Origin of the sequence: Paraburkholderia sp. BL6669N2, assembly GCF_003387275.1 — a bacterium.
GTDB lineage: Bacteria > Pseudomonadota > Gammaproteobacteria > Burkholderiales > Burkholderiaceae > Paraburkholderia.
Genome location: NZ_QUNA01000001.1, coordinates 771,271 through 792,922, shown reverse-complemented (window position 1 = coordinate 792,922; position 21,652 = coordinate 771,271). Strand labels below are relative to the sequence as shown.

General features: G+C 60.3%; 17 protein-coding genes and 4 pseudogenes. 16 read left to right on the top strand and 5 right to left on the bottom strand.

Features of this window, described 5'->3' with window-relative positions; genetic code table 11:
• The first annotated feature begins 259 nt into the window (after positions 1 to 259).
• From B0G80_RS03530 to B0G80_RS03515, 4 genes are all read left to right on the top strand, one after another.
• The gene (locus B0G80_RS03530) at positions 260 to 862 is read left to right on the top strand and encodes a septal ring lytic transglycosylase RlpA family protein (RefSeq protein ID WP_258878798.1); all 603 of its coding nucleotides are present in this window, start codon (positions 260 to 262) and stop codon (positions 860 to 862) included.
• Between the two features lie 210 nt (positions 863 to 1,072).
• A complete protein-coding gene (locus tag B0G80_RS03525; RefSeq protein ID WP_116117002.1) occupies positions 1,073 to 1,366 on the top strand; it encodes a GYD domain-containing protein in 294 nt (97 codons plus the stop codon).
• A gap of 62 nt (positions 1,367 to 1,428) precedes the next feature.
• Positions 1,429 to 1,638 (top strand): hypothetical protein, encoded by a 210-nt coding sequence (locus B0G80_RS03520; RefSeq protein WP_116117001.1) that lies wholly within the window; start codon positions 1,429 to 1,431, stop codon positions 1,636 to 1,638.
• 218 nt (positions 1,639 to 1,856) lie between these two features.
• Positions 1,857 to 2,327 (top strand): universal stress protein, encoded by a 471-nt coding sequence (locus B0G80_RS03515; protein ID WP_116117000.1) that lies wholly within the window; start codon positions 1,857 to 1,859, stop codon positions 2,325 to 2,327.
• Between the two features lie 187 nt (positions 2,328 to 2,514).
• Here the strand turns inward: B0G80_RS03515 and B0G80_RS03510 are convergent, their stop codons facing one another.
• Positions 2,515 to 3,816 carry an aspartate aminotransferase family protein gene (locus B0G80_RS03510; protein ID WP_116116999.1) on the bottom strand — a complete coding sequence of 434 codons (1,302 nt, stop codon included), beginning with the start codon at positions 3,814 to 3,816 and terminating at the stop codon, positions 2,515 to 2,517.
• 104 nt (positions 3,817 to 3,920) lie between these two features.
• Between B0G80_RS03510 and B0G80_RS03505 the strand changes: the two genes are divergently transcribed.
• The gene (locus tag B0G80_RS03505; protein WP_116116998.1) at positions 3,921 to 4,778 is read left to right on the top strand and encodes a LysR family transcriptional regulator; all 858 of its coding nucleotides are present in this window, start codon (positions 3,921 to 3,923) and stop codon (positions 4,776 to 4,778) included.
• A gap of 19 nt (positions 4,779 to 4,797) precedes the next feature.
• Here the strand turns inward: B0G80_RS03505 and B0G80_RS03500 are convergent, their stop codons facing one another.
• Positions 4,798 to 5,655, bottom strand: a complete 858-nt coding sequence (locus tag B0G80_RS03500) for an oxidoreductase (protein ID WP_116116997.1) — start codon at positions 5,653 to 5,655, stop codon at positions 4,798 to 4,800.
• 117 nt (positions 5,656 to 5,772) lie between these two features.
• On the opposite strand from B0G80_RS03500, the gene B0G80_RS03495 reads away from it, so the two are divergent.
• The 3 genes and pseudogenes from B0G80_RS03495 to B0G80_RS03485 all read left to right on the top strand — a co-directional run.
• On the top strand, positions 5,773 to 6,708 hold the full coding sequence (locus B0G80_RS03495) for a LysR family transcriptional regulator (RefSeq protein WP_116116996.1): 936 nt from the start codon (positions 5,773 to 5,775) through the stop codon (positions 6,706 to 6,708).
• Positions 6,709 to 6,741: 33 nt separating this feature from the next.
• A pseudogene (locus B0G80_RS03490) lies at positions 6,742 to 6,876 on the top strand (ABC transporter substrate-binding protein); the annotation flags it as partial.
• A gap of 106 nt (positions 6,877 to 6,982) precedes the next feature.
• Positions 6,983 to 7,273 (top strand): annotated as a pseudogene (locus tag B0G80_RS03485) (DUF1810 domain-containing protein); the annotation flags it as partial.
• Between the two features lie 52 nt (positions 7,274 to 7,325).
• Here the strand turns inward: B0G80_RS03485 and B0G80_RS03480 are convergent.
• Positions 7,326 to 8,462 (bottom strand): transposase, encoded by a 1,137-nt coding sequence (locus tag B0G80_RS03480; protein ID WP_258878797.1) that lies wholly within the window; start codon positions 8,460 to 8,462, stop codon positions 7,326 to 7,328.
• A 5-nt stretch (positions 8,463 to 8,467) separates the two neighbouring features.
• Positions 8,468 to 8,845 (bottom strand): hypothetical protein, encoded by a 378-nt coding sequence (locus B0G80_RS03475; protein ID WP_116116994.1) that lies wholly within the window; start codon positions 8,843 to 8,845, stop codon positions 8,468 to 8,470.
• Between the two features lie 176 nt (positions 8,846 to 9,021).
• Here B0G80_RS03475 and B0G80_RS03470 point away from each other — a divergent pair.
• From B0G80_RS03470 to B0G80_RS03445, 6 genes and pseudogenes are all read left to right on the top strand, one after another.
• Positions 9,022 to 10,146, top strand: a pseudogene (locus tag B0G80_RS03470) (IS630 family transposase).
• A 421-nt stretch (positions 10,147 to 10,567) separates the two neighbouring features.
• Entirely contained in the window at positions 10,568 to 12,700 is a 2,133-nt protein-coding gene (locus B0G80_RS03465) for a type I secretion system permease/ATPase (RefSeq protein WP_116116993.1), read from the top strand.
• A 3-nt stretch (positions 12,701 to 12,703) separates the two neighbouring features.
• A complete protein-coding gene (locus B0G80_RS03460) occupies positions 12,704 to 14,125 on the top strand; it encodes an HlyD family type I secretion periplasmic adaptor subunit (RefSeq protein WP_116116992.1) in 1,422 nt (473 codons plus the stop codon).
• Positions 14,115 to 15,536 carry a TolC family protein gene (locus B0G80_RS03455; protein WP_258878796.1) on the top strand — a complete coding sequence of 474 codons (1,422 nt, stop codon included), beginning with the start codon at positions 14,115 to 14,117 and terminating at the stop codon, positions 15,534 to 15,536. Before B0G80_RS03460 ends, B0G80_RS03455 begins: the two co-directional genes overlap by 11 nt.
• A 204-nt stretch (positions 15,537 to 15,740) precedes the next feature.
• Positions 15,741 to 16,286: a hypothetical protein gene (locus B0G80_RS46340; protein WP_116116990.1), complete on the top strand. Its 546-nt coding sequence runs from the start codon at positions 15,741 to 15,743 to the stop codon at positions 16,284 to 16,286.
• Positions 16,287 to 16,899: 613 nt separating this feature from the next.
• Positions 16,900 to 19,557 carry a hypothetical protein gene (locus B0G80_RS03445; protein ID WP_147309828.1) on the top strand — a complete coding sequence of 886 codons (2,658 nt, stop codon included), beginning with the start codon at positions 16,900 to 16,902 and terminating at the stop codon, positions 19,555 to 19,557.
• An 84-nt stretch (positions 19,558 to 19,641) separates the two neighbouring features.
• Here the strand turns inward: B0G80_RS03445 and B0G80_RS03440 are convergent.
• Positions 19,642 to 20,189, bottom strand: a pseudogene (locus tag B0G80_RS03440) (helix-turn-helix domain-containing protein); the annotation flags it as partial.
• A gap of 254 nt (positions 20,190 to 20,443) precedes the next feature.
• Here B0G80_RS03440 and B0G80_RS03435 point away from each other — a divergent pair.
• Both B0G80_RS03435 and B0G80_RS03430 read left to right on the top strand, forming a co-directional pair.
• On the top strand, positions 20,444 to 20,848 hold the full coding sequence (locus B0G80_RS03435; RefSeq protein WP_116116988.1) for a GFA family protein: 405 nt from the start codon (positions 20,444 to 20,446) through the stop codon (positions 20,846 to 20,848).
• Positions 20,849 to 21,159: 311 nt separating this feature from the next.
• Entirely contained in the window at positions 21,160 to 21,633 is a 474-nt protein-coding gene (locus B0G80_RS03430; RefSeq protein WP_106281266.1) for a low affinity iron permease family protein, read from the top strand.
• The last annotated feature ends 19 nt before the right edge of the window (positions 21,634 to 21,652 follow it).

Below are 21,652 nucleotides of genomic sequence, written 5' to 3'. Positions count from 1 at the left end.
GGCAATCAACAGATGTTTTAGCGTGGACGACGATTGTCGCAGGTTTCCCTTAAACGCAATTGTGTGCCGCAGGCGGCGCGGCTGCGCCTGGAGTAGCGAGAGGGTTCGTGCAGTTGACGGACTAACTTCGGACGGGACTATGCGCACACCCGCGGCCTGGCGTGAGACGCTTATCTGGTAGCCCTGATACACCGGCAAGTTACGTATCGCTCGTTGGACGATTTTCCCGCTGCATCGACAAGCCGGAAAGGAGTGGAAATTGGAAAACAATCTTCATACAACCGCGCGCCCGCTCCCCGGCGATGACGTTCACGTTCGTTTGCCGCGTGCTCGACGATTCACGCTGCAGACACTTCTGTTAGTGGTTTTGTCGTGCTTCCTGAGCACGGCGCTTCCGGCGCAACCGGCGGCATCCACCGATACCCGACCGGCGAGCTCGTCGACAGCCCCACGCCATCTCGATCGCTCCGGCAAGTCGCGCAAGGGCGAAGCTTCGTACTACGGCCGGGAGTTTTACAAAAAAGAAATGGCCGACGGTACGCCGATGAATCCGCAATCCAATGCCGCCGCGAGCAAGACGCTACCGCTCGGCACCAAGGCGCGGGTCACGAATTTGAAAAACGGCAACAGCGAGGTGGTCGAGATTCGGGATCGCGGCCCCTATGTCAGGGATCGGATCGTCGACCTGTCACCCAAGACCGCGGATAAGCTCGGGCTGAAAAAAGACGGCGTCGTCCCCGTCGAGGTCAAGCCGGTGGAAGTTCCGCAGGCCGACGGTACGGTGAAGCCGGGCGCAGGTATGCAGGACGCTCAGCGCGGCGGAGCGCCGGTCGACGCGCAGGCCGGTCATTCCTTGCGCTGAATGAACGGCTCATAGCCGAGGCGAGAACGGACGACTCTGCCGCGCCACGCGCCTATCGAGTCAAACAGACAGTGGCACGCGATTCCATTGCATAGAATCAGGTTACGCGCAGAACGCCTTTGGGCAACACGATCGCAGCCGCGTTCGCGGTCGAGCTTGCGCGTAGACAACGCAATTCGAGGTATTGAGCTATTGGTAAGGAGAATCGTCATGGCGACCTATGTGGTTCTTGCACAATTCACCGATCAGGGCATACGCAACATCAAAAACAGTCCGCAGCGTGCCGGTCAGGCGGCGGAGTTGGCCAGGACCTTCGGCTGTGAAATGAAGGAGATCTACTGGACGGTGGGCAAATACGACATCGTCACGGTCATCGACGCACCGGACGAGCAAAGCTTCGCGGCATTCGGCTACGCGCTGGGATCGGCAGGCAATGTCCGCACACAAACACTGCGCGCTTTCACGAAGGACGAATGCAGCGCGATTATCGGCAAACTTCGATAAGACAGTCAGTCATACGGCCCGTGAGCCGTTCTCTTTCCGCGACTCTTTCTCAGGAGATCACAATGAGCACAAAAGCAAACGACAGCGAAGACGTGCGCGCATTCGTTCAAACGGCCGAGCAGGGCGGTGAGTTTGTCTGGGTGATTACACTCGTCGACTTCGCAGCGCAAAAGGTCAAACGGTCGATGGTGTCCGACGACACGTTCGCCATGCGCGCTGCCGCCCAGGATGCCGGCGAAGCCCATCTGAAAGGGCTGACGGAAGACCGCTAACGAGGCGGGCGGGGAGTCACATGGATTCCGATGTTCGGACTGAGCATTGAACCTTCATGACGTGACGGCCAGATTCATTTTGGGCGATACGCAGTGCCTGCGAGCGAGGTGACTATACTTAAGAAGGCGCCTCTGATTCAGGTTCGCCGGGTTCAGGTGGCAGAGGCGCCTGGCAGGATTTCGACGCGAGCTGAACCGGGTCGCGGGGGGAGAAACATATGTTCAAGCATCTGCTGGTGCCGACCGACGGCTCGCCGCTTTCCGAGGCCGCCATTCAGATGACGGTAACGCTCGCCGCGGAAAGCGGAGCCACGGTCACGGGCCTCCACGTCATTCCGGAGTTTCATGTCCTCGCGTACGGCACGGAGATGATTGCCGACAACGAGGATCGCATCATTCAGACCGCGCGACAGCGCGCGGAGGATTACCTCAGCGTCGTGAAAAAAGCGGCCGCGCAAGTCGGGGTGGTGTGCAATACGGTTTCTGAAGGTCGCGCCCATCCCTACGAAGCGATTATCAGCGTTGCAACGCAACAGAACTGCGATCTTATTGTCATGGCGTCGCACGGTCGAAGCGGAATGAGGGCGTTTTTGCTCGGCAGCGAAACCCAGAAGGTCCTGACGCACAGTTCGATTCCGGTTCTCGTCGTGCGGCAGCCGGCGCCGGGGGGTGCGCATCCGCCACGATAGCCAGATTGGCGGATGCGTGTGAGCGTCGGCTCGGAAGGTGGGAGTGAATGGCAACTGCTTCAATCCAGGGATTGGGCAGATGCCGAAGTACAGCGACTATCGGGAAGCGGCGGTTTAGCTGACCGCCATCACTGCGAGGCGGCCGCGACCTCGAGCCCGGATCCGACCGGAGCCAGAAGGCGCTGCACTATACCGAACGCTCGATTGCCCGCCCGAGCAGGTCCAGGCCGAGGTCGATCTCATCCTCGTGAACGGTCAACGGAGGGGCGATCCGGAACACGCCGCCCATGCCGGGCAACTGCACGATGTTCATGCTAAGCCCCAGGTTCATGCACTCACGCGTGATCTTCGCGCCCAGCCCATCGGCCGGCTCCTTCGTGCGGCGGTCCTTGACGATTTCCATTCCCAGCAGCAGTCCCCGGCCGCGAATATCGCCGATGCAGTCGAAGCGTTCCATCAGATCCAGCAGGCCGCGTTTGAGTCGCGTGCCCATCAGATTCGCACGCGCAACCAGCCCCTCGCGCTCGACCACATCCAGCACGCGCAAACCGACGGCGGCAGGAAGAGGATCGGATACGTGCGTCGTATAGAACAGGTAACCCAATTCATGGGCGCGCTCCTCGATCTGCGCGGATGTCACGACGGCCGCGAGCGGCAGACCGGCGCCGAGTGTCTTCGATAGCGTGAGAATGTCGGGCGTGACGGCATCGCGTTGACAGGCGAACATCGTGCCCGTGCGGCCGACGCCGGTTTGCGCTTCATCGAGGATCAGCAGCATGCCGCGCTCTTCACATTTGCGCTTGAGCGCAGCCATGTAGCCTTCCGGCAGTTCGATGATCCCGCCGGAACTGAGGATCGGCTCGGCGATGAAGGCGGCCAGATTGCCACTGGACTGACGATCGATCAGATCGAACGCATAGTCCAGTTCCGCCAGGTAATCGTATTCGCCGTGGCGCTCGAAACGCGGCCGGTACAGGAACGGTGCGGGGATCGCGAAGGAGCCGACAGCGGCCGGACCGACGCCCTTGCGACCGGCGCTATACGTGGCGGATGCCGCTGCTCCTGTCATGCCGTGCCATGACTGCGCGAACCCGACGATTTCATATTTGCCCGTGACCAGCTTCGCCATGCGAATGGCGGCCTCGTTCGACTCCGCGCCCGTACTGAGCAACAGCGCGCGGTCGAGTCCGTCAGGGGTGATGTCGGCGAGGCGAGTCGCGAGGTCCACCACCGGCCGCGACAGCATGCCGCTGAAGAGATGGTCGAGCTTGCCTGCGTATTCGTTGATGACCGAGACGATTTCCGGATGGCTGTGCCCCAACACCGCGCTCATCTGGCCGGAGGTGAAATCCAGAATCGCGCGGCCGTCCGCGTCATAGACGAAACTGCCCTGGGCGCGCTCGATGATCATCGGCTCGAAGGTGCCGCCATAGCGGATCAGGTGCTGTGTGGCGTTGCGCCAGAAAACTGCATCATTGTTTCGCGACACTTGCTTCTCCTTGACGGCTAGCGGGAATAACTTGCAGTCTAGATGGCGCTCTGGTCTCATAGAATCGAATAGTTCTTATCGAAGATAGAAGCGGGCCTAATACCTTGAGCCTTTCACTCGAAATCGATCTGCTGCGTTCTTTTACCGTCGTCGCCGAAGTTCGGGCGCTCAGTCGCGCGGCGAACCGGATCGGCCGGACCCAGTCGGCGCTGAGTCAGCAGATGAAGCGCCTCGAAGAAATCGTCGATCAGCCGTTGTTCCAGCGCACGGGTCGTGGGGTCGTGCTGACGAATCCCGGCGAACGCCTGCTGATCCACGCCCAACGCATTCTGCGGCTGCACGACGAGGCGATGGCCGATCTGTCCGGCAAGGGGCTGTCGGGCACGATCCGCTTCGGTTGCCCGGACGACTACGCCGCCGTTTTCCTGCCGCATTTGCTGCGTCAGTTTTCGAGCCGGCATCCGCATGCACTGGTCGAGGTGATTTGCGCACCGACGCCGCGCTTGCTCGAACAACTGGAGATGCGTGCGCTGGACCTTGCCATGATCTCGTTGCCGGAAGGCGCCCCGAGCGACGACATCATTCGTCGTATGCCGCTCGTCTGGGTCGGCTATCCGGGACTGGATTGCGCGAGCTTCGATCCGTTGCCGCTGGCGCTTTCCGATCCGGACACGCTCGACCACGTGGCGGCCTGCGAAGCGCTGCGACGCGCGGGCCGGGCGTACCGCATCGCGTATGCGAGCAGCAGTCTTGCCGGCCTCACGGCGCTGGTGCGCTCTGGGCAGGCCGTGGCCGTCATCACGCAGACTGCCGTCGCTCCGGATCTGTCCATACTCAATGGCGACCCCGCGCTGCCGCCTTTGCCCACCATAGGCATTACGCTGAAGTTCGAACGCAAGCGTCCGGCCCATCTGGTCACGGCATTCGCGGAGCACATCCGGCTGACGCTGCCCTTGCTGTGATCGATCTGACCTTCAGGCATCAGGCGCTGAAGTCAGTCGATGCCGCCAGCGCCTTCCAGGTCGCAGTTTCCTGCTCGACATAAGCATTCTTCTCGGCGATGGCCTTCAGCGTATCGGTGCCGAGCGGCAGACGCAGTGGCGGCGTTTGCGCATCGACCAGTTCGAGCATCGCCGCGGCGAGCTTCGCGGGATTGCCCGGCTGGTTGTGATTCATGTCGGCTGCGAGGCGGCGCACATGGCCCGATGTCGCGTCGTAGTCCGCAATGACCTCGCGCGCGACAACGAGCGATGACGCATCGAGAAAGTCAGTCCGGAAGTAACCCGGTTCGACGACCGTCGCGTGAATGCCGAGCGGTTTCAATTCGGCGTACAGCGCTTCGGTCAGGCCTTCGACCGCGAACTTCGTCGAACAGTACGCACCGAATCCCGCGGCGGACCGGTAGCCACCGACCGACGACATATTGATGACGTGGCCGGCGCGCTGCGAGCGCATCACCGGCAGCACGGCACGCGTGACGCTCAGCAACCCGAACACGTTGGTGTCGTACATGCGGCGCACGTCCGCGTCGGTGGACTCCTCGATCGCGCCGAGCAGGCCGAATCCCGCGTTGTTGATCAGAACGTCGATGCGGCCGAATGTGTCGAGCGCGGTTTGAACCGCGGCTTGCGCCTGCGCCTGGTCCGTGACGTCCAGCGCCACGGGCAGCAGCGCTGGCGAGTCGCCGAGGCGCTCGACGATCGCCGCGACATTGCGGCCGGCGGCAACCACCGCATTGCCGTCAGCCAGTGCCGCTTCGGCGATCAGCGCGCCGAAGCCGCGCGACGCGCCCGTGATGAACCAGACACGCTTAAGGCTGTTCTTCGTAAGCTCGACCATGATGTTTCTCCTGCGTTCGGGGTGGGTGTGAACGGATCATAGGAGCATCGATTCGCACGAACTAGGCGTAGATTGCTAGACTGATAATCAACTTTTAATTGCGAATAGGGGTCTCCAGTGAACGAAGTTCGCGCGATCACCATATTCACCCGGGCGGCGGCGCTCGGCAGCCTGCGCAAGGCGGCCGTGGACCAGGGCATTTCCCCGCAGGCCGCGAGTCACGCTGTGATGCAACTGGAGAAGGAGCTCGGCGTGCGGCTCTTTCATCGCACCACGCGCAAGCTGAGCCTCACCGAGGAGGGGCAAGGCCTGTTCGACACGGTGACGCCCGCGCTGGCGGTCCTGTCGTCCGCACTCGACGACGCGCGCCGCTCGAAAGCCGAAATTGCGGGGCCGCTACGCGTGAGCGCGCCAAGGGCAATGGGGCACGTAGTGCTGTGGCCTTACTTTCTGGAATTCGCCGAACTGCATCCGAACGTCCAGCTCGATGTGCAATTCGACGACCGCTTCACCGACCTTATCGGTGAACGTGCCGATGTGGGCTTTCGTGGCGGCTCTCCGCCGTCGGGCGGCAGCATCGCGCGCCGGCTTCTGCCGATCCAGTTGATCGTCTGCGCGTCACCCGCTTATATCGAGCGCCATGGCGCGCCGCGCACGATCGACGAACTCGACGGTCACCGCTGCACGGGATACCGGCGCGCAAATACAGGCAAGCAGGCCCCGTGGGAATTCCTCATCGGGGATGAAATCGTTTATCGCGACATGGCGACGACTTTGTGCGTCAACGACACCGAAGCCGAAACGGCTGCCGTGATCGCCGGATCCGCCATTGGCCAGCTCGGCAGCTTTTCGGCCACGGCGCCGATCAGAAACGGCCAACTGGTTCCGTTGCTGGTTCAACACGTCACGCAGCGCGAGGCGGTCTATATCTACTATCGCCATCGGACCGAACAGCCGTTGCGAGTGAGGACATTTATCGACTTCATGGTCGCGCGCCTTGCGGGGAACACGAATTTCTATTTCGAGCCGTCCGAACTGCAGGCGCTCCGCTGACCGTGCGCTTCAGTGTCGACGTGAGCGATCAGGGGCACCCAAATCGGTTTGCGCAACGAGGACACCGGTCCGAAGGATAAAATCGACAAGGCGATCGCCGACACGCGCGCGGACGGCACGGACGACGGGATCGCGAAGAAGTATTTTGACTTCGACGTTTATGGCTAGTGAACGCGGCGACCACGCGCGGCGGTGGCGGGTGTTTCAATCGAGCAGCAGCCTGGCGACGTCGACATTGACACGTGGGTTCTACTCAGTATGAAAGGAGAGCGAAATGGACGACCCTTTCAAGCTTCAGCGCTTTATCGACGCACAGGATCCGCTCTATGCACAGGTCTGTGACGAACTGCGCGACGGGCGCAAGCGAAGCCATTGGATGTGGTTTGTATTTCCGCCGATCCAGGGACTCGGAACGAGTGCGACGGCGCAAAGGTTCGCGATTTCGTCGTTGGCCGAGGCCGATGCTTACTTGCGCCATCCGGTACTGGGTGAACGCCTCAGGCAAGCGACGCAGTACGTCAACCTTGTCGAAGGCCGTTCGATAGAGGACATTTTCGGGTATCCGGGGTTGTAAGCCGGAACCGCAGAAATTTTGGAAGTCTTTACGTTTCAATTGGTTATAAGAGATCGAGACCGGCGAGCATAGCCGTGATGTCGATCGGGTTCTCGTTGCGAAACGCGTAGTGGCGGAGGAAATAGATATGCTGCCAAGCGACGGGTGAGATTTTCTTCAGCGTGTCGAGCGCCTTCTGGTTGCCATCGCGCTGGTAGCGTTCCAGCAGTTGTGAGAGCAGCATCGAGTTGAAGGCGGTCACGACGTTGGCCAGCAGCCGGCCGCACTCGTTGCTGATCGCGACGTCGAGGTCTGTTTTACCTATCAGGTGTTTCCTGCCGCTGACCTGGGCGATGAACGAGCGTAACTGATTGTACGCCTCGATCCGGTTCTGCGATCGATGGAATTGCGCTGCAGCTGGGGGGCGCGCATGTAACGCATGCGTGTAGATACTGCGCACCAGTTTGTCGACCTCGAAGACCGCCTTGCGCGTGCGGTGATGCGGCGATAGCGCGCAAAGCTTGCCCACGAGCGCCTGCTGGCTTATTTCCTTGACGCTGAGCGACGCGATGGTCTGCTCGATGATGGATGGGTCGTCGCAGATCATCGACCGATCGATCTCTCCGGCGGGCTTGATGAGGAAGTTGTCGTACTGCGCGATATCGTCGCCGCAGTACAGGTGCTTCAATTGCGCCTGCAGGCTCGTGAAGCGCGGCGCAAAGCCCATCTCGAACCAGCGCGCAATGGCGAAATTCGCCTTGTTGACACTGTGCATGTCGCCGGTGATCATGGCCGGCGCGATGTCGGTGGTATTGTGATAGCAGATATCGAAGACGTAGTGACTCTCGTGCTCGTGTGCGCCAATCAGTTCGGTGCGCAGCGCGATGTGATTGGCCAACAGCGTGTAGGCGACCACGCCCCTGCCGCCTGAGAAGTACTTGCGTGAGTGTCGGGCCTTGACTGTTGGCGTGGCGGCCTCGAACTTCTGGCCGTCGACGGCGCCGAAAAGTACTTCAAGGTCGAACGAGTAATGCTCGAAGATCGGCAGTTGCGCGATGAAGTTGGCGATCCGGTCGTTGGCGGCCCGCAGGGTCGGCAGGCGACAGTATTGCCGACACGTCTCGTCCAGCACGTGATACGGAATATCGCAGGTCTGTGCCATGGCGAGATTGCCGAGGTTGGTCGCCTGCGCAATAACCACTGCCGTCAGGCTGTCCGCGTCGGCGATCTTCTCCGTGTAACGGGGTTGCAGGGCGTCATCGCCGACAGGAAGCCGCAGCGCTCATTCACAAACCGGATGATGGGGGCAATGTCACGCAGCGGCAGCTTCGCGTAGAAGCTGTCCTGTTTTGCGGACTCCTTGTCGGCTTTGGGCTGGCGCCACGTCAGGGTGCGGCGCTGTGCATCGTAGTCGAGGTGTTTGAGCTTGCCTTGCCGAAGTTCGCGATCGGCAGCAACCAGGTGATCGCTGAACCGTCGATGCTGGATGCTATCGTTCAGATGCAGTTCGCCGCTGTCAATGCGCTTGCGCAGTTGCCGATAGACCCAGAATTCACTGGAAATCGTCGAACTCTGGCCGGCCATAGAGCGCCTGCCGCTCAGCTTCGGGCAGCAGGGTAAGGTGTTCGTTGTGAGCACGCATCCGGAGTGCGAATGAAATTGAAAAAGCGCTATTCTAGTGTCGCGACACGCGTGAACTGTCGTCGAATCAGGGTGCGCAAGCCATTGTAAGCTGGAGCGGCTTAGCCGAAAATCGGGGGATGGAAAAATACATCGTTACCCTGACAGCTGAAGAAAGAGATCAACTCGAAGCGATTGTGAGTAAAGGTTCGCACCAATCCCGCAGGATAATCAACGGGCTCATTCTGTTGAATTGCGATGCGTCTTCGGGGCGCGCGCCGCTCGTCACAAGAGGTTGCTGCGGTGTTGCACGTGAGCGAGCGCAAGATCGACCGGGTGAAGAAACGTTTCGTTGAGGAAGGCTACGACGCCGCGCTGGTACGGCCACCGAGCCAAAGAATCTTCGAAAGCAAAATCGATGGCGAGCTTGAGGCCCGGTTGATTGCGCTCAGTTGCGGCGCGCCGCCCGAAGGCCATGCAGTCTGGTCGTTGAGGTTGCTGGCCCAGCGCGCGGTAGAACTGGAGTACGCGGAAAGCCTCTCATACGAGACGGTTCGGCGCACGCTTAAAAAACGAACTAAAGCGCTGGCGAAAAACAGGCTGGATCATCCCGCCGCAAGCGAACGCGGAGTTCGTAACCGCCATGGAAAACGTGCTCGATATCTACCACCGCCCCTACGACGCAGCGCGCCCCGTGGTGTGTATGGACGAAACGCCCCGGCAGTTGATTAGCCAGACTTGCGAACCGATCAAGGCGGCACCGGGGCATCTTGCGCGTGAGGACTACGAGTACGGGCGCTGCGGCGTGTGCAATGTCTTCATGGCATCGGAACCGCTAGCCGGGCGGCGTATTACCAAAGTCACCGAATCACGAACTAAAGTGCAATGGGCTCGCTTCGTACAGGACATTGCCCACGCCTATCCGGATGCACAACGAATCACCCTCGTGATGGACAACTTGAATACCCACACGGCGCAGCCCCTTACGAAACCTTCCCGCCGTCTCAGGCCAAAGCGTTGTGGGATCGCGTCGAGTTCGTCTACACGCCTAAACATGGCAGTTGGCTGAACATGGCCGAGATTGAACTCAATGTGATGATCAAACAGTGTCTGGACGGCGCATCGACAATATCGACACGGTGCGCCGCGAGGTCAGCGCGTGGCAAGTTCAGCGCGATCAGCTTAAGGCCCGGATTAACTGGCAGTTCACCACCGGCGATGCCCGCATCAAACTGTCCTGGCTGTATCGGACGTTTGAGGCATGACGAGACACTAGAACGCTCCGGACCGATAATTGCGCTTAGCGACAGGGCCGCGTTCGAATACCAGTCATTTACGTTTCGTGGCTCCCGCGAAGCCTGACGGAGTTTCCCCGTGCTCTGAAAGGCGCCGCCTGACGAATTGATTGCCTCTCCTTTCTGTTCACGCATGAGCTTTGACCTATCTCAAAGTCGTGCAAAGACGTCCCGCGTTTCCGGGTCTTTATGCAGAATGGAGGTTTTCCTCTTATAAGGGATCGATTAACCTAGTCTGGTTTTTAGCAATTTCTTAATACTCCGGTGGCGGCGCTGGCCATCCGTGTCTTAGGGTAAATCTGCACGAGACGACGAAGTCCACCAGTGCGGGATGCTTCGCGGGCATGGCGCGCGATGGCCAGCCAGAAGTAAATCGAGGTCGCCCAGTTTAATGAGAAAAAATCAGGATAACGAAGTGAAGGCTGACGAAGATCCGGGGTTGTTTGCACTTGTCACGATCGCTCGGTTCCACAATATCGCCGCCGACGCCGCGCAGCTCAAACACACTGCTGGGACTGGCACCGGCCACTTCAGTAGCAAGGACCTCGTGCTCTCGGCCCGCAGCCTTGGACTCAAGGCGCGTGTCGTGCCCCTACGCGAGGAGAAGCTGGGGAGCACGCCGTTGCCTGCGCTGGTGCTCGACGGTAACGGCCGGCATTTTATCCTGGCGAAGTCCGACGGCCAGACCGCACTGATCCTCGAACCGGGCGGCGCAGCGCCTACCATCAAGCCACTCGACGAAGTCCTCGCGCGCAGCACCGGCGAGATGCTGCTCTTCGCCTCACGCGCCTCCCTCGCGGGCGAACTCGCGCGCTTCGACTTCTCATGGTTCATCCCCGCGATCGTGCGTTACCGCAGGCTGCTGCTCGAAGTGCTCGGCGTATCGCTGGTGCTGCAGCTGTTCGGCCTGGTCTCGCCGCTGATGTTCCAGGTCGTGATGGACAAGGTGCTGGTCAACCGCACGTACTCCACACTGAACGTCGTCTGCATCACGCTGCTCGTGGCTTCGGTGTTCGAAGTCCTGCTCACGGGCCTGCGCAACTACGTGTTCGCGCACACGACGAACCGCATCGACGTCGAACTCGGCGCGCGCCTGTTCCGGCATCTCGTGGCCCTGCCGCTGGGCTATTTCGGCGCGCGTCGAATCGGCGATACCGTCGCGCGCGTGCGCGAACTCGAGAACATCCGTAACTTCCTCACGGGCCAGGCGCTCACGGCGATCATCGATATCGCTTTTTCGTTCGTGTTCATCGGCGTGATGTGCCTCTATAGCGGCTGGCTCACGCTGCTCGTCGTGGCCTCGCTGCCTGTATACGGCATCGTCTCGGCGCTCCTCGTGCCCGCGTTCCGCACGCGCCTGAACGAGAAGTTCGCGCGCGGCGCCGACAACCAGTCATTTCTCGTCGAATCCGTGTCCGGGGTGGAGACCGTCAAGGCGATGGCCGTCGAGCCGCAGTTCATCCGCCGCTGGGAATCGCAGCTTGCGGCCTACGTGAGTGCAGGCTTTCGCGTGAACCAGCTCGGCAATGTGGGCCAGCAGCTGATCCAGCTCGTCGGCAAGCTTGTCACGCTGGGCACGCTCTTTATCGGCGCGCGGCTCGTGATCGACGGCCGGCTTTCGGTCGGCGAACTCGTCGCCTTCAACATGATGTCGCAGCGCGTGAGCGCGCCCGTGCTGCGTCTCGCGCAACTGTGGCAGGACTTCCAGCAGGTGGGCATCTCGATGATGCGCCTGGGCGACATCCTCAACACGCGCACCGAGATTCCGCCCACGCGCCAGGCACTGCCGCCGATCCGCGGTGACGTGCAGTTCGAGAACATCCATTTCCGCTATCGTCCGGACGGTCCGCTCGTCATCGACGGCGTATCGATCAACATCCGCGCGGGCCAGGTGATCGGCGTCGTCGGGCGTTCGGGCTCGGGCAAGAGCACGCTCACGAAGCTGCTGCAACGGCTCTACATCCCCGAGGGTGGCACGGTGCGCATCGACGGCCAGGATCTCGCGCTCGCCGACCCCGCGTGGCTGCGCCGCCAGGTGGGCGTGGTGCTGCAGGAGAACCTGCTCTTTAATCGCAGCGTGCGCGAGAACATTGCATTGAGCGACCCCGGCGTGCCGCTCGAAGCGGTGATCCACGCGGCGAAGCTCGCGGGCGCGCACGGCTTCATCTGCGAACTGCCCGAGGGCTACGACACGTTCGTGGGCGAGCAGGGCGGCAATCTCTCGGGCGGCCAGCGCCAGCGGCTTGCCATCGCCCGCGCGCTGCTCACGAACCCGCGCATCCTCATCTTCGACGAGGCGACGAGCGCGCTGGACTTCGAGACCGAGCGCATCATCCGCGACAACATGAAGGCAATTTGCGCGGGGCGCACGGTCATCATCATCGCGCACCGCCTCACGGCCGTGCGTCACGCGAACCGCATCCTCGCGATGGATCACGGCAAGATCGTCGAGGAAGGCGATCACAAAACCCTGCTGCAACGCGGCGGCTATTACGCACATCTTGTTTCGCTGCAGGACGCCTGAGCCATGTCATCGATGAAACTTCAGGCGTTCACGGACCTGCTTAGACGCTACGCTGCGATATGGCGCGAGGTCTGGCGCATCCGTGCGCAGCTCGAACGTCCCACGCGCGACGCCGACCAGCTCGCGTTCCTGCCCGCCGAACTGGAACTGGTCGAGACGCCCGTGCATCCCGCGCCGCGCTGGACGATGCGCATCCTGGTGCTGCTCACGGTGCTTGCCCTGCTGATCGGGTTATTGGGACGGCTGGATATTGTGGTGACGGCGAGCGGCCAGTTCATTCCCAACGCGCGCGTGAAGACGATCCAGCCGGCGATCACGGGCGTGGTGCGCGAGATCGGTGTCAGGGACGGCCAGCGCGTGAAATCCGGCGACCTGCTCATGAAGCTCGACACGACGCAGGCCGCCGCCGATGCCGACAAGGCGCACATGTCGCGGCTCGATGCCGAACTTGCTGCTGCGCGCGCCAATGCGCTGCTGGCCTCGCAGCAGGCGAACCACCCGCCGGTGGTGGGGAAGGTCGACGACGCGCCCGCTGCACGCATGCAGGACGCGCAGCGCCAGGCCGAAGGCGCGTGGTCCGAATACCGCGACCAGTACGAAGGCGAAAAGGCGGAACTGGCGAAGCGCCAGGCGGAACTGGACAGCACGCGCGCCGAGATCGCCAAGCTCGTGCAGACGGCGCCGCTCGCGCGCCAGCAGGCCGATGCCTACCGCGCGCTCGTGAACGACAAATACGTGGCGCGCAACGATTATCTCGACAAGGAACAGTCCGCGCTCGACAAGGAGCACGAACTCGCGGCACAGCGCGCCCACGCGAACGAACTTGCGGCGGGCATCACCGAACAGCGTGCGCAGGTCGACGCCACTGCCTCGAAGTTCCGCCGTGACCAGCTCGACGAACGGGAGAAGGCCACGCAGCAGACCACGCAGAATCGCGACGACGAAACCAAGGCGCAGACGCGCCAGGCGCTCATGAGTCTCACGGCGCCTGTGGCGGGCACCGTGCAGCAGCTTTCGGTGCACACGCTGGGCGGCGTGGTGACGACGGCGCAGGCGCTCATGGAGATCGTGCCTGACGACGCGCTGGAGGTCGAAGCGCGGCTGCAGAACCGGGACATCGGTTTCGTGCAGGTGGGCCAGCGCGCGGCGGTGAAGATCGAGGCGTTTCCGTATACGCGCTACGGGTATCTGGACGGGACCATCACCGAAGTCTCCAACGATGCGGTGCAGGACAAAAAGCTGGGGCTGACGTTTCCGGTGCGTATCCGCCTGACGACCAACCGCATCCATGTGGACAACCGCTGGATCACGCTCACGCCGGGCATGGCCGTGACAGCCGACATCCGCACGGGCAAAAGAAGCGTGATCGGCTACTTCCTCGATCCGCTGATGCGTACGGCCACGGAGGGTATGCGTGAGCGCTAACCGCAAACTCATGGTGCTCGCGGGCCTGGCTGCGTTCAACCTTAATGCGCACGCGTTCGACCCGCTGGGCGCGGAGCAGAACATCTCGGCGACGGCAGGCGGCGCCATCGTGCCGGTCTGCGAATTCAGTGGACCGCCCGCGCGGCCCCTGGGCCTGGCGGAAGCGGTCGAACGCACGCTGTGCAACAACCCGAAGACACGCGCGGCTTGGGCGATGGTCAAGGCGCAGGCAGCAGGCGTGGGTACAGCGCGCGCGGCGTACCTGCCAACGATATCGGCAAACTGGCAGGGCGTGCGCGAAAGCTCGGTCGTCGATATCGAGAACCATCCGGCGCTCAGCGAGGACATCAACGCCTTCACGCGCACGGCGGGCGTGAGTCTGAACTGGCTGCTGTACGACTTCGGCGGTCGCGAGGCGGCGCTGCGGAACGCGAACGCGCTGCTCGACGCGGCGCGTGCGACCCAGGACGCGACGCTGCAGGATTTTTTTGCGCAGGCTGCGAAGGACTACTACGCGACGCAGACGGCGATCGGCGAGCTGGAAGCCGCGCAGGACGTGGAAGCGCTGACACGCCAGAGCATGACCGCGGCGAAGGCGCGCGTGGATAAAGGCGTCGCACCGATCACCGATGCCTTGCAGGCGCAGACGCAGCACGAACAGGCGGTGTTCAGCCTGACGAAGGCCGAAAGCGATGCGCAGACGGCGCTGGGTACGCTCGCGGCGGACATGAATCTCACGCCGGATGTGCCGATGGAGGTGCCGGGGGTGACGGAAGGCGCGCAAACAGACCATACGTTCAGCGACCCGGTGGCGGAGATGATCCGCGACGTGCAGGCGACGCATCCCTCGGTGCGCGCGGCGCAGGCGCAGTACGAGGCGGCACTCGCGAAGGTTTCGCAGACGCGCGCGCAGGGGCTGCCCGGTATCAGTCTCGTGGCGAAGTACAGCCGCAACAATCAGCCGCAGAGCATGGGACTGGGCCTGGCGACGTATTCATCGACGGGACATGACGCGTATATCGGTGTGCAGGTGAGCATTCCGTTGTTCGAGGGCTTCGGGCGGAACTACCAGATCGACCAGGCGAAAGCGCAGGCGGAACGGCAGGAGGATGCCATTGCGGATGCGCAGAGGCAGGTGGCGCTGGATGTGTGGAGCAGTTACCAGACGCTGACCGGGGCGACGAAGAACGCGCAGAACAGCGCGAACCTGCTGACGATCGCGCAGCGTTCATGGGTAGCGGCCAAACAGCGTTACGACGCGGGAGTGGGGAACATCCTCGAACTGATGAACACCCAGGGGGCGCTGGCGAACGCGAAGCAAAGGCGGGTGCAGGCGTTGGCAGATTGGGATAACGCACGGGTGGATCTCGCGTCGAAGCTTGGGATATTGGGGCGAGACGATGTTCGTTGAAATGGGTAAATCCAGACTGCATGGAAGCGCCTCAGTCGGCAAATCTCCTTTCATTCTGACGATGCTTCAGCGATAGCACAATGCCGGACAGCCTGGACGATCACGAAACGCAGGAGGGAACCCGCGGCTTGTGTGACGTTGCGAACCGAAAGCAGGAACAGTACTGAACGATTTCATTTCTCCCGAAACGACCGCCAAAGCCAGATGAAACTCAAGAGACCAATAATTTTACTTCTTTCATGTCTTTCTCTTTCTATCGCTCATGCGGAGAACTCAGACGACCTGACATATATCGACCTCACGAAATCTGGAGACACTGCGAACCTTAAGGTTCACGTCTCCAGACTGAGGTACGCGTTGACTCGTCACACGTCTACAGAAGTGGCTTTGTTGCTCCTTCCTCCTAAAGATCTCCACGATCATGAGGCTTCTGAAAGATACATGCAGCTCTACGAGAGCCTGACGGGAAAAGACTACATATATTCTGGCGATAACAAGCCAGTAAAGCCTCATCGCGGAATCACGGTGAAAGTTATTTGGCGAGACGATAACGAAAATATTTTCCGTGAAGAAATCGTCTACAGAGATTACGGCGAAGGAAAGGTCATGGCGCGTCCAGCCAAGTCCTTTACCTTGGATGCCTACCCACTACCGCCTGGCGACTATACGGTATCGGTTCAGACAATTGACGGTGATCCGCGGTTCGATGGATTCAAAACAGCCATATGTAGCGGATACATTGTCAAATAAAAAAACGACGTGTTGTACGTCATACCTAACTAGCTGCTTGCGTGAGGCTCGCTAGAGCTTCGCTGTTGTGAGGATGTAGTCGCTGTAGGCCTTCTTGTAAACCGCCGTTAAATTAGTTATGCAAACTAACTGGAGATAAATCATGTCTGGAACATTGACCATTAACATAGCAGCCCCCGGAACCAATGAAATTGACCCGGAAACTGGTCAATCCACTCAATCATTGCCTGGGCATGTCTGGTATACAGTGACCGATAGTAGCGGAAATTCGTATACTTTTGGATTTGACCCAATAACGCAAGGGTCGCCATTCGGAGCGGGACAGGTAGTTAGCAACGATTCTACCGTCTATCAGGGGCGCTACTTCACGCAGAGCGCTCCGCTTACCGACGCACAGGTGCAAGCCCTCATTGCGTACGGGCAAAACACACAGAACGAGGCGCTCGCAAATGCCGGGCTTCCGGGAGGTCCCGTCAACTCCTCGTTGCCGACAATAAACACCGAATACAACGTATTAGGTGGATTTTTTGGTGTTCAAGGAGTATTTGGTAATAATTGCATTTCATATATCAATGGAGCTTTGACGTATGCGGGGATCAACTCCGGTGCTCTCATGCAAGCTCTATCGTTGCCGGAGTGGGACGCAGGTGCCGCTGCCGCGATTCTGAATCAGATCGAGGCGCAGAACGGCGGCGCCACTATTACCACGACAGAGGCCTGTGGCAATAGTGTCCAGGACACTTGCACAATCACCGGGCAGTACTCCACTCCCGGCACAAATGGCCAGAGAACGCTCCTGAGCGACTCGTGGACGTCTACGGACGGTAGTCACGGCACGGACACGTACACTTCCGCAAATAACTTCACTAGCACTATTGTCAATCTCGACAAAAGTAGTGCGTTCATTCAGGACACGCAGGGTCAAATCACCGAGAGCTTTAGCGACTCGAATGGGAAGCTGGAAGGCAGGTCGTTCTACAACTCACAGGGAGAACAGACCGAGTATCAGACGTGGAACACATCTGGCCAGATGACCCAAGACCAGCTGATAAATGCATCCACTGGAAACGAGTCTGAAGCGATAGACTACTCAAATGGTATCGAGACCGACCAAATCAACTACAGCACACTGTATGGCGTTGAGGTCTCTGACTACCAGTTCAATAGCTCGGGAAAGGAAACCGACGAGCAAGTCTTTGTTGGCACAACGACCAACAATTACGAAACTAACCAGTACAATTTCAGCACGACCAATGGCGCGGAGACGTCAAACGTCATCTTCAATTCGGCTAACCAGGTGAGTGAAGAACAGGTGTTTGCGGGTACGGCGACCGGCAACTACGAGACCGACCAGATCAACTTCAGCACGCTTTATGGCGTGGAGACGTCGGATTACCAGTTCAATTCGGCCGGCAAAGAGACCGATGGCATCTATTTCACCGGGAGGGCGAGCAATAACTACGAAACCAACCAGGTCAACTACAGCACGGCAAACGGCGCCGAGACTTCGAACTACCAGTTCAACTCATCGGGCAAGGAAACCGACGACCAGGTATTCGCCGGAGCGGCTACCGGCAATTACATGACCAACCAGTACAACTTTAGCCTTTCCAACGGTGCGGTCACTTCGAACTACCAGTACAACTCGTCGGGCAAGGAGACAGACGAGCAGGACTACGCTGGCACGACAAGCAACAACTACGAGACCAACCAGTACAACTTCAGCCTCTCCAACGGTGCCGTGGTCTCGAACTACCAGTTCAATGCCTCTGGTCAGGAAACGGGTCTCCAGGAATATGCCGGCACCACGTCCAACAACTATCAGACCGACCAGATCAGCTTCAGCACGTTGAACGGCCTCGAGACGACCGACTTCCAGTACAACGCGGCAGGCAAGGAAACGGACGGGATCTACTTTAGTGGGACCACTGGCAACAACTACGAGACCAACCAGGTCAACTACAGCACCGCAAATAGTGCTGAAACGTCGAACGTCGTGTTCAATTCATCGGGTCAGGAGACCCAGTTCCAGCAGTATGCGGGCACGACAAGCAATAACTACATGACGGAGATGGCGACGTTCACCCCGAGTGCGACGTATGCCAACGCGATTTACCAGTACAACTCGGCTGGCAAGGAGACGCAGCAGGACACGTTCAATTCCACGAGCGGGCAGGAGTCGAGTGCGATGTACTTCAACACGTCCACCGGGCTGGAGTCGCAGTACGACCAGTTCGGCTCGTCGGGTTCGTACGCCAGCCAGGTGTCCCTGTTCAACACGGCCGGCAAGGAAACGGAGACTGAGGCGTTCAACTCCGTCACGGGCGCGGTCAACATGCTCTCCCTCTTCGACGGCGTGGACCCTTACGCTACTGAGGAGCTGATATCTACGGGCGGCAGCTACTTCTCGCAGATCGACTACTTCAATGCTTCGACGGGCGTGCAGACGTCTGGTGCGATATTTAACACGACGACCGGCGCCGAGACCGAGTACTTCAGTTCGGGGTCGTGGTACATGGGTGGGTCGGGCAGCAACGACTCGTACGACACCGGGTACGACGACGACTACGATATGGACGACGACGATTCGTGGTTCGATGACGACCCGATCGTGCTCAACCTGAATGGCGGTGCGGTGCAGACCACCGCGCTTGCGAGCTCGCCCGCGACCTTCGACTTGCTCAGCAATGGGCAGCCGGTGCAGACGGGCTGGGGTACAGCCGGCGAGGGCTACCTCGTCTATGACCCGAATGACCCGGATAACACGACGGCCGTCACGCAGGGCAGCCAGCTCGTGGCCGGTATGGATGCACTCAATACGCTGGCCCAGCAGGTCGATGGCGAGGGCGGCAGCGCACTGACCGCGTCCGATGCATTGTGGAGCGATCTGAAGGTCTGGGTCGATACGACCGGGAGAGGGCGGTTCCAGAGTGGCCAGCTTTATAGCCTGGGCCAGTTGGGGATCACGTCGCTGGAGCTGCAGGGCACGGTGGTGAACCGGAACGACAATGGTAACCAGATCGTTGTACAAGGCTCGTTTGGCTTTGCAAACGGTATGACCGGCCAGATGGCAGGAGTAAATCTGGCGTACAACGGCGCCGGCATGTCCGGGCTGACTGCGGATCAATCTGCCGCCGCGAGCGACGACGTCTGTGTGAGCCCGCTCGTGGCGGCGATGGCGGCGTATGCGGTTCCCGCTTCTGCTTCAGCGAATCTGGCCGGCGTGCTTCAGCCCAACGTCAGCGCCATGTTCGCAACGTCCGCGCACTGACGTAGCGAACGCTAGCCAGCTGTCCAGCCTGAGCTAGTGTTCCGTTCCGCTGAATCGCGAACAAAGTCTGTGTAGCTTTTCGAGGATGGCCTGACACTGGCTCTTCTCGTCCACGCACAAGACCAAGGCATTCTCGGGCGGGCTCAGGTACAGGCCGACCACATCGCGCAGTTTCTCGATGAAGAATTGATCGGTCGAGAGCTTGAAGCTTTCGCTGCGATGCGGTTGCACGCCGAGCAGCTTGAAGTAACGATGCACACTCGTCGGCGAGATAGCCGTTTCGGCGGCGATCGTGCGTACGCTCCAGTGCGTGGAGCCATCCGCCGGCTTTGTGTGCAGGGTCTTGTGAATCAGTTGAGCCAGCCGCTCACCGTCAATCGTGCGCGGCTTGCCGGGACGTACTTCGTCATACAGGCCGTTGATGCGATGCTCCAGGAACCGGATACGCCACTTGCCCACCGTGGCGCGCGTGAGCTGAAGACGCTGGTGGGTTCACCAGCAGCAGCCGCCAGCACGATGCGCGCACGCGTGACCAGCGCCGCCGAAATCGAGCGCGAACGCGCTATCGAAGTCAGTTGCGAGCGCTCATCTTCACTCAACACCAGTTCGGCCTTCGGTCGTCCCATGGGCATGCTGGTATCTCCCGTTCCGTCGATACCAACATGCTACGGGAACATAGATTAGTTAACAACAGAACAGAACACTAGCAGGCGGTTGCCACGCGGCGGGTCTAGCGGCGACCGGCATACCGTTTGCTCGATTAAAAAACGTTCAGCCGCACGTCCGAACCAAGCGCGCGCATCGGGCGCGAACATTCCAAAGAAGAGAAGAGAGCGACAAGTAAAGGATGGCGCACGGCACTCGGACTCCGAAGGAGGGCGTAGTGATGACGCAGAGTGAATCAGTCGAACAAACCGGCGGATGTGCATGCGGCGCGGTGCGGTTTCGCGTCACCGCGCGCCCTCGGCGAGTGTCGATATGTCACTGCATGACATGTCGGCGAATACATGGCAACGTGTTTGGCGGATACGCCATGTTCGAACGAGGCGCTGTGGAGTTGTCCGGTTCTACACAGGCGTGGCAGAGTTCGCCCGGGGCGCGAAGGCATTTTTGCCCGACATGCGGGTCGGTCGCTTTCATGGAAAGCAACGACAGCGACGAACTGGATCTTCCGCTTGGAGCCTTTGACCGTGTGGGCCTGTATGAGCCGAGCTATGAGCTTTGGTGTTGCCACAAAGAGCCTTGGCTGCCCGTCGGGGTGCGTGCCGAATATAGCGAAGGCAGAGCATGACGCTCGCACGAAAGCGATAAGGGCAGAGTGATAGTTTTGCGGCGTGGACGCTACGGTCGTCGGCGTCGGCGGGTGTCTAACTCAATGTGCTCGCTTTGATTAGCCGTCAGGTAATCCCTCCGTTATGGGCATTTGAGAGTTGCTGTCGCCGGGTAAGAACTACAAGGTCGGTTGCCAAAGCGCGATCCGCACGGCTGCAGATGAAACCAGGCGATTAATGCCGACGGGCATCTCTATCGCCGCAAAACGATTCAACCAAAAGCGGCATGAAGTTTGCGGAGGGAAGACACGCCAACCTTCTGGAGCCGCTCATGACTACACAACCTGGCGCGCCTTCGCCCACGGACGAACTCGACACCGTTCCCGACACCTCGAGCCCCGCCTATGCCGGCCGTCATCCCTTAACGCGCGTGTTCGACCGCTTTGCAAGCCTCGTCACGCGATGGGCCGGCTCACCCGCGGCGTTCTGCCTTGCCGTGCTGACAGTCGTCGCCTGGGTCGTGACCGGCCCCATCTTCCACTACTCGGACGGATGGCAACTGGTCATCAACACCGGCACCACCATCATCACCTTTCTGATGGTATTTCTGATTCAGCAGAGTCAGAACAAGGACAGCGTCGCGTTGCATCTGAAGCTGAATGAACTGCTGTCCTCGCATCGGGCAGCGAACAACAATCTGATCGGGATCGAGGACGCGTCCGAGGAAGAAATCCGAAGACTTGCGGCAGCTTACCTACGTTTGTCGACTCAGTCCGCTGGCGATGCTCAGAACAAGGGCCGCTGAGTGCGACCCACGCACTGAC